The 8354-nt window shown below is 60.2% G+C and carries 7 protein-coding genes; 3 read left to right on the forward strand and 4 right to left on the reverse strand.

Going from position 1 to position 8354, the window contains the following annotated elements; genetic code table 11:
* Positions 1-42 precede the first annotated feature (42 nt).
* The gene (locus HMPREF2822_RS07620) at positions 43-405 is read right to left on the reverse strand and encodes a DUF4259 domain-containing protein (RefSeq protein WP_198530966.1); all 363 of its coding nucleotides are present in this window, start codon (positions 403-405) and stop codon (positions 43-45) included.
* Positions 406-509: 104 nt separating this feature from the next.
* Between HMPREF2822_RS07620 and HMPREF2822_RS07625 the strand changes: the two genes are divergently transcribed.
* Positions 510-1886 carry a DUF4185 domain-containing protein gene (locus HMPREF2822_RS07625; RefSeq protein ID WP_070523213.1) on the forward strand — a complete coding sequence of 459 codons (1377 nt, stop codon included), beginning with the start codon at positions 510-512 and terminating at the stop codon, positions 1884-1886.
* A 39-nt stretch (positions 1887-1925) separates the two neighbouring features.
* Here HMPREF2822_RS07625 and coaE read toward each other — a convergent pair whose 3' ends face one another.
* Together coaE and rpsA are read right to left on the reverse strand one after the other, a co-directional pair.
* Entirely contained in the window at positions 1926-2528 is a 603-nt protein-coding gene (coaE, locus tag HMPREF2822_RS07630; RefSeq protein WP_070523216.1) for a dephospho-CoA kinase, read from the reverse strand.
* Between the two features lie 115 nt (positions 2529-2643).
* Positions 2644-4104 (reverse strand): 30S ribosomal protein S1, encoded by a 1461-nt coding sequence (rpsA, locus tag HMPREF2822_RS07635; RefSeq protein WP_010190105.1) that lies wholly within the window; start codon positions 4102-4104, stop codon positions 2644-2646.
* A 241-nt stretch (positions 4105-4345) separates the two neighbouring features.
* On the opposite strand from rpsA, the gene HMPREF2822_RS07640 reads away from it, so the two are divergent.
* Together HMPREF2822_RS07640 and HMPREF2822_RS07645 are read left to right on the forward strand one after the other, a co-directional pair.
* A complete protein-coding gene (locus HMPREF2822_RS07640; protein ID WP_070523219.1) occupies positions 4346-5086 on the forward strand; it encodes a class I SAM-dependent methyltransferase in 741 nt (246 codons plus the stop codon).
* Positions 5087-5147: 61 nt separating this feature from the next.
* Complete coding sequence (locus HMPREF2822_RS07645; protein ID WP_070523222.1) at positions 5148-5618, forward strand: RDD family protein; 471 nt, start codon at positions 5148-5150, stop codon at positions 5616-5618.
* A 4-nt stretch (positions 5619-5622) separates the two neighbouring features.
* Here HMPREF2822_RS07645 and polA read toward each other — a convergent pair whose 3' ends face one another.
* Complete coding sequence (gene polA / locus HMPREF2822_RS07650; protein ID WP_070523225.1) at positions 5623-8274, reverse strand: DNA polymerase I; 2652 nt, start codon at positions 8272-8274, stop codon at positions 5623-5625.
* Positions 8275-8354: the final 80 nt, after the last annotated feature.

Here is an 8354-nt window from a genome sequence, read left to right on the forward strand (position 1 = left end):
AGCTCAACACCCCAGCCACTGTGTGAGGCAAGAGAGAACGGTTTAGGGCAATACAGCACGCGTCGTGCGCAGCCACAGATCTAACTCACCCGTGGTTTCCCACAGTGCATAGATCGGGGAATTATTGGGCTCCATCGCAGTGTTAATTTTCTTGCGCAGCCAGGCCCGAGTCTGCGGTGTGCGCAGTGCTTTAACGGATTCGACACTGACTCCAGCGGGAAGTTTGTCCGCCGGGGACGTCGCCAGTGCGCCTAAGGCGATGACGACCTCGGCGTCGTCAACATCGATGGGAGAATCCACGCAGCTCTTCTTAAACGTGTCGAGGTCGAAGGAGCCATCACGAATTTCCGCGAGCGCTTCGCACGCGGCGTGATTATCAAAAGGCCCAACGTCCCAGGTTCCCATGGAGGGGCAGATTAAGCACTCAAGATGAACGGGGCACGAGCACAAGGTAAATTTTAGCCACCATATGCTTTAAAAGTTGCCGCTCTCCTTTAGAATCGGCTGGCATGAAGTTTCGTTCCCTCGCCAGCGCAGTGACCATCGCCGGTCTCGTGCCCGTCGCTATCGTGTCCCACACGCCCACCGCCCAAGCTTCTCCGTGTACGGCCTATTCGAAGTCCGGTAGCTTCACGTCGAAGCCCGAGGCCTCCGGGCCGGGAGGTGGCTCTTCGCTAGGAGGGCTCGACGCGCTGCTGGGTAGCTCCTCTCGTTCGAGCAGTTCAGGTGACTCCGCAGCACCACAGCGCAGCAACTATAACCAGCGCCAAATCACCGGCGGACCGACCCAAATCATGCAGCTCATCACCGGTTCCGGTTCCCCGAACCGCACCGACCAAAAATTCGACATTTCCGGAACCGACCTCGGCATTGCCTACTCTGACAACGCGGGCCGCTCCTACTACGTCTTCGGCGATTCCATGGATTGTTCGAGCGACGGTGATGGGTGGCGTTCCAACCTCCTCTTGCGCACGAGCGACCACGACTATGGTGATGGCCTGCGTCTGGAGGAGGCGCTGACTAATTCCGGATGGTCCGCCAATGGCCGTGCAAAGGAGTTCATCCCCTCCCAGAAGGTGGGAGATCAAGATACCAACGGCGAGCGCACCACCATCCCCACGGCGGGCATCGTGGTCGACGGCGTGCACTACATCGACTACATGTCCGTGCGCTCTTGGCACGACCCGAAAACCGGCTGGTCAACCAACTTTGGTGGGACCGTGAAGTCGACCGACGGCGGAGTCACGTGGCGCGCGGTACCGGAGGCCACACGCACTAACGCTAGCCACGGGACGAACGCTCCCATTCCCGGCGGCGCAAACTACCGCCCAGGGTTCGAAAAGCTGCAGCAATCGGCCTTCATCGAGCACGACGACTATATCTACCGTTACTCCACGGGAAACGGCCGCCGTGGCCCGGCATATTTGTCCCGCGCGTTGAAGTCTGAATTCCCCAACGAAGATGCCTTCAGCTACTACTCAGATGGCTCATGGGTGAAGGATCCCGCGCGGGCCACCGAGGTGCTCGATGGCAAGGTCTCCGAGCTTTCCGTGGCCTACAACCACTACTTGGGCAAGTACGTCACCATGTATGGAGTGGAGGGAGAGGGCATCGTCATGCGCACCGCAGATAGCCCCGAAGGACCGTGGTCACCGCGCCGCATGCTTGTGGGCGCGAAGACCACCGAGGTTGTCAGCGGCGAGCCACTCAACGACACGTACGCGCCCTTCGTGCTGCCAGACCAGGATGACCAGCACCTGTATTACACGCTGACATCGTGGCACGATTACAACACCATGCTGATGCGCACTGACCTTGATTTCGTGGGCGAGGACATGGAAAACAACGACCACATCGCAGTCTCTGACGTCATAGCAACGCGCTAGGAGCTTCTGCCAGGAAGTTGCTGCTAGGAAGCTGCGTGCCTAACCTAGGCGGGCGCGCAGCTTCTCGGCGACCCCCTCGACCTGCTCATCCAGTGCTTCGAGGGGGCCGTTGTTGTCAATGATGAAATCAGCGACAACACGCCGCACGTCGTCCGGAATCTGCGCCGCAATCCTGCGGCGCGCGTCCTCCTCATCCAGCCCGCGGTATGCCACCAGGCGGCGCACACGCTCCTCTGCGTCAACGTCAACAACAATGGTGGCGTCCATATCCTTGTGGAGTCCTTTGTCCACGAGGAGCGGCATATCGTAGACCACGAAATCGGCACCAGCCTGCCGCGCTGCGTCGAAGCGGGCTTGGGTTTCCTCGTTAATGCGCGGGTGCGTAATCGAGTTGAGCACAGCGGTCTTCTCGCGACTAGAGAAGGCACGGGAAGCTAGTAACCCCCGGTCCAGGCTCCCATCTTCTTGGAGAATGTCTTCCCCGAAAGCCTGCGCCAGTTCTGTAAGCGCTGGTTGACCCGGTTCAACAATGTCCCGGGCTATCTGATCGGCATCCACTAGTTCCCAGCCGTGGCGCACGAGAAGCTGCGCCACAGTCGATTTTCCGCTGCCGATTCCGCCGGTGAGTCCAATGAGTTTCATACCGGCTTAGGATACGCGAAAGGCCGCCCCTCCCACAGCGGGGAGAAGCGGCCTTTCTGCAAGAACTAGATCGTCTCGGACTAATCGGCGGAGCCTATCCGAGAGGACTTAGCTTTTAGTTGCCAGCGAGCTTGTCGCGCAGAGCAGCAAGCTGCTCGTCGGAAGCGAGGGAGCCGCCAACCTCTGCCTGAGAATCGGATGCCGGAGCTGCATCCTGAGACTCGGAAGAGTAGTTGGAGTTGGCAGCGGACTCGGCGGCCTCAGCGGCTGCAGCACGGTTGCGCTCGATCTGAGCGGTGTGCAGGTTGAAGCGACGCTCGGACTCTGCGTAGCGAGCCTCCCAAGCCTGGCGCTGCTCGTCGTAGCCCTCGAGCCACTCGTTGGTCTCCGGGTCGAAGCCCTCCGGGAACACGTAGTTGCCCTGCTCGTCGTAGGAGTCAGCCATGCCGTACTTGGACGGATCGAACTCGTCGGTGTAGTCCTCGTCTGCCTGCTTAACGGACAGGGAGATGCGGCGACGCTCGAGGTCGATGTCGATGACCTTGACCATGACTTCCTGGCCAACGTTGACAACCTGGTCCGGAACCTCCACGTGGCGCTGAGCCAGCTCGGAGATGTGGACGAGGCCCTCGATGCCCTCCTCGACGCGAACGAAGGCGCCGAACGGAACGAGCTTGGTGACCTTGCCCGGGACGATCTGGCCCACAGCGTGGGTGCGGGCGAAGACGCGCCACGGATCCTCCTGGGTTGCCTTCAGGGACAGGGACACGCGCTCGCGGTCCAGGTCGACGTCGAGAACCTCGACGGTGACCTCGTCGCCCACAGTGACAACCTCGGACGGGTGGTCGATGTGCTTCCAGGACAGCTCGGAAACGTGAACCAGGCCGTCGACACCGCCGAGATCGACGAAGGCGCCGAAGTTGACGATGGAGGAGACAACGCCCTTGCGGACCTGGCCCTTCTGCAGCTGGTGCAGGAACTCGGAGCGGACCTCGGACTGGGTCTGCTCGAGGTATGCACGGCGGGACAGGACAACGTTGTTGCGCTGCTTGTCCAGCTCGATGATCTTGGCCTCGAGCTCCTGGCCGATGTACGGCTCCAGGTCGCGGACGCGGCGCATCTCAACGAGGGAAGCCGGGAGGAAGCCGCGGAGGCCGATGTCCAGGATGAGACCACCCTTGACAACCTCGATGACGGTACCGGTGACCGGCTCTTCCTTGGCGTGCAGCTCTTCGACGGCGCCCCAAGCACGCTCGTACTGTGCGCGCTTCTTGGACAGGATCAGACGGCCTTCCTTGTCCTCCTTGGTGAGAACAAGTGCGTCGATCTCGTCGCCGACCTCGACAACCTCATCCGGGTTGACGTCGTGCTTGATGGAGAGCTCGCGGGACGGGATGACGCCCTCGGTCTTGTAACCGATGTCGAGCAGGACCTCGTCGTGGTCAACCTTGACCACGGTGCCCTCGACGATGTCACCATCGTTGAAGTACTTGATGGTGGCGTCGACAGCTGCGAGGAAGTCCTCTGCGGTTCCGATGTCGTTGATCGCAACCTGAGGGGTGTTAGAAGTTGGCATGTAGTTATGCTCCGAATAAACGTAGGAGATCGTAATTGGACAGTTACGCGTCTCTTGAAAAGCGTCATTAAGCAGCGCGAATGCGCAAGGCTTAAGATGGATTTCAATCCCGACTCGCAGCCGTGCCGAGCTCTCCTACAGTAGCCCAGCGCGTCCCGAGTCATAGACACGCCCGTATAACCCTACATCCTCGCAGCTAAAACGGCAAATGCGCCATGGAAAAAGAATTGGGAAAGGAAGAATGTCTGCAGCAGCGTTTTCGGCATCCTCTGCCAACCGAGATTTTTGGGATCGTGACGCCGATTCCTACCACGCGGAGCATCCCGAGTACCTATCCTCTTTCTACTGGTGCCCGGAAATGCTGCATGAGGCTGAGGCGCAGCTGCTTGGTGACGTCTCCTCCGCCACCGTTCTCGAGCTGGGTTGCGGCTCTGCGCCGTGCACGCAATGGCTGCAAGGACGCACGCACTTTGCGACGGGTTTTGATCTCTCGTCGGGAATGCTCTCCCATGCCGCGCCCGAGCTACCACTAGTCCAAGCTGATGCCCTAGCGCTTCCCTATCGAGACGAATCCTTTGACGTCGTCTTCTCCGCCTTCGGCGCCTTGCCCTTCGTAGCAGACCTGGACGCGGCGCTGCGCGAGGTCCACCGTGTCCTGCGTCCACGTGGACGCTTCGTCTTTTCTGTGACGCACCCAATGCGCTGGGTCTTCCCCGACGATCCCCAGAACCTCACAGCAGAGCTGTCCTATTTTGAGCGCGCCTACCTCGAGCAGGATGCCAACGGTGAGCTTAGCTATGCCGAGTTTCACCGCACGATGGGTGATTGGGTGCGAGCACTACAGGTTCGCGGTTCCTTCGAGATTTGCAACCTCATCGAACCCGAGTGGCCAGAGGGCCTCGACATCACGTGGGGCCAGTGGTCTCCAGAACGAGGTGAAATTTTCCCTGGCACCGCCATCTTCGTGTGCGAAGCACGATAGCCCGGACGCCTGCCCACCCTGGTGCGGAGTGTGCCGCCCGCAGCGAACTAAGCTGGCAGCCATGCTTTTAGAACGCCTCGGGATTTTCCTACGCCGCACGGTGGCCTGGTGGATTGACGCCTTCCTCGCCGCCGCTGTCATCGTGGTAATCAAATGGGCAATCAACCTCAGCACCGACGGAGTATTGAACGGCAGAGCAGGAGCTATCTACGACATCATCGCGCTCGCCCTCGTCTTCTACGTCTACCGGGTGTGGGCGGAGTCAATTAAGCACACTTCTCTGGGCAAGTGGTCACTGAAGCTAGAAGTCATCGCTGAGCATCCCGGAATCGCCAGCGCAGCAATTCGCAACAGCTGGCTACTCCTTACTCTTGTTGCACTGACAGGGCTCCCCTATGTTGAGGCAACCATCTTGGCCATCCTTGGCCTCAGCGTCCTTGTGCTGGGCCAAACCCCCTTCGACCTACTCGCCGGGTGTTTAGTCGAGCGCCGCACGCCCACCGAGGACGAGCGCGCGGTGGGCTTGACCTAAGCCCCTAGTGCGCTGCGGCATCCCAGTTCTTGCCCACGCCAACGGACACCTCGAGTGGCACAGTCAACTCGATAGCCTTGTCCATTTCGCGCTCAAGGATGCGCTGCACGTCTTCTGCCTCCCCGGGAGCCACCTCCACGACAAGCTCATCGTGAACCTGAAGCAGCACGCGCGAGGCCATGCCTTCAAGGGCCTTATCCACGCGGATCATGGCAACCTTGATGATGTCCGCAGCAGTTCCCTGGATGGGCGCGTTCAAGGCAGCGCGCTCAGCGTTCTCACGGGCCACGCGGTTATCGGAGTTTAGCTCCGGCAGGTAGCGGCGGCGCCCAAAGACCGTGGAGGTATAACCATCCTTTCGGGCCTGCACCACCACCTCGTCGAGGTAGCGCTTCACGCCGCCGAAACGCTCAAAGTAGCTCTCCATAATCTCCTTAGCCTCACGCGCTGGGATACCCAACTGCTGCGATAGGCCAAAAGCGGAAAGTCCATAGACCAAGCCATAGGACATAGCCTTGACTCGGCGGCGCAGCTCCGGGGTGACCTCATCGACAGGCACGTCGAAGACCTTGGAGCCAACGTAGTTGTGCAGGTCTTCGCCCTCACGATAGGCCTCAATAAGCCCGGGGTCTGCGGAGAGATGCGCCATGACGCGCATCTCAATCTGGGAGTAGTCGGCCGTGATCAAGGTCTCAAAGCCTTCGCCGACCACAAAAGCCGAACGGATCTGGCGTCCTGCCTCAGTGCGCACCGGAATATTCTGCAGGTTCGGTTCCGTCGAAGACAGACGGCCCGTCGAAGTCACCGTTTGGTTAAACGTGGTGTGGATGCGGCCATCCGGCTGAATGGTCTTAATGAGACCTTCCAGCGTTGTCTTCATCTTCTGATACTCGCGGTGGGCCAGCAGGTGATCCAAGAAGGGGTGCGGATGCGTTGCAGCAAGCTGCTCAATTTCCTTAGCGGCAGTCGAATAGCCGGTCTTGGTCTTCTTCGTCTTCGGCATATCGAAGGTGCCGAAGAGCACCGACTGCAGCTGCTTCGGGGAATTCAGGTTGAGAGAATCATCACCGGCCAGCTCGCGGGCGGCGCGTTCCTGTTCATTGACCTGCTCAATGAAAGCATCGCGCTGAGTTTCTAAGACATCCCTGTCGACTGCAATACCGGCGGCCTCCATGCGGGCAAGGATGTTGACCAGCGGCAACTCCAGGTCGGTATAGAGCTCGAAGGAGTCAATCTCCTGGAGTTGACGCGTTAGTTCTGCCGCTAATTCCATAATGGCAGCGGCCTGATCCACCAGAGGGTTCTCATCAAGGATGGAGAGCTGCTCCGTGGCCGCTCCAAGGGACTTCTGTAGGTGGCGCTGGTACACGTCCGTCAACGCATACGTGCGCTGCCCCGGACGCAAGAGGTAGGCGGCAAGGGCGGTGTCGTGGGCAATTCCGCACAGTTCAATCCCCCGGCCGGCCAGCATGTGCCAGGCGGCCTTTGCCTCGTGTAGGTATTTCGGCGCGTCTGATGACAGCCACGCGGCCAGCGCGGCGTCATCCTTAGCATCGAGATCTGCCAACTCAATCTGGCGGCCCTCAAAGGAGGAATCGACCAGTGCCAGTGCCGCAGCATCACCCGCGCCCGGGGTCCCATCACCTTGTACGAAGACTGCTACGTCTTCCTTACCCTCGAGCCACTCAGCCAGCGGTGTGTCCACCACGGTAACCGTGACGTCCGGGGCTTCCTCAGCCGCAGCAGCTTCCGCGGCGGCGTCGTGCGGGACGGCGTTGAGGACCCGCTCGCGCAGGTTGGTGCCGAATTCCAGCTCGTCGAAGCGAGCCGCGACCTCGCTAGCGACCGCTCCCTTAAACTCCAGATCCGCAGGGCCCACCTCCAGGTCCATATCCGTCACCATTTGAGTGAGCTGTCGGTTGAGCTTGACCTGTTCGATGCGGTCGCGGAAGTTCTGGCCCGCCACTCCCTTGATCTCCTCGGCATGCTCGATAAGGCTATCGAGGGAGCCATACTGGGTAATCCATTTCGTGGCGGTCTTCTCCCCCACCTTTGGCACGGAGGGCAAGTTATCGGAGGGGTCACCACGCAGGGCCGCGAAGTCTGGGTACTGCTGCGGGCTCAGACCGTACTTCTCCTCCACTGCCTCTGGAGTAAAGCGATGCAGCTTGGACACCCCGCGCATGGGATAGAGGACGGTCGTGGAGTCGTCGACAAGCTGCAAATAGTCGCGGTCACCGGTGACCAGGAAGGTCTCATAGTCCGCGCCCGCCTGCGTGGACAACGTAGCCACGATGTCATCGGCCTCGAAGTTCTCGCGCGACAGCGTAGTGATTCCCAGCGTCTCCAAAACCTCACGGATGAGCTCAACCTGCCCCCGGAACTCTTCCGGGGCGGCTTCGCGCTGTGCCTTGTAGTCGGGGAACATCTCCGTGCGGAAGGTCTTGCGGCCCACGTCGAAGGCTACCGCGACGAAGTCCGGCTTCTCCTCCGCCAAGATATTCGCCAGCATGGAAAGGAATCCGTAGACCGCATTCGTATGCTGCCCGCCCGAGGTAGAAAAGTTCTCCGCGGGCAGTGCATAAAATGCGCGGAAGGCCATGGAGTGGCCGTCGATGAGCAAGAGTCGGGGCTGAGAAGTAGTCACCCGGCCCATCCTAACGTGTTGCGCCAAACAGCACCGACGCTGCCCTTAGGCAGGCAATGTGATGTCTAGCGACTTTTTGGACACGGAGT

Source organism: Corynebacterium sp. HMSC062E11, assembly GCF_001811845.1.
GTDB classification, from domain to species: Bacteria; Actinomycetota; Actinomycetes; order Mycobacteriales; family Mycobacteriaceae; genus Corynebacterium; species Corynebacterium hesseae.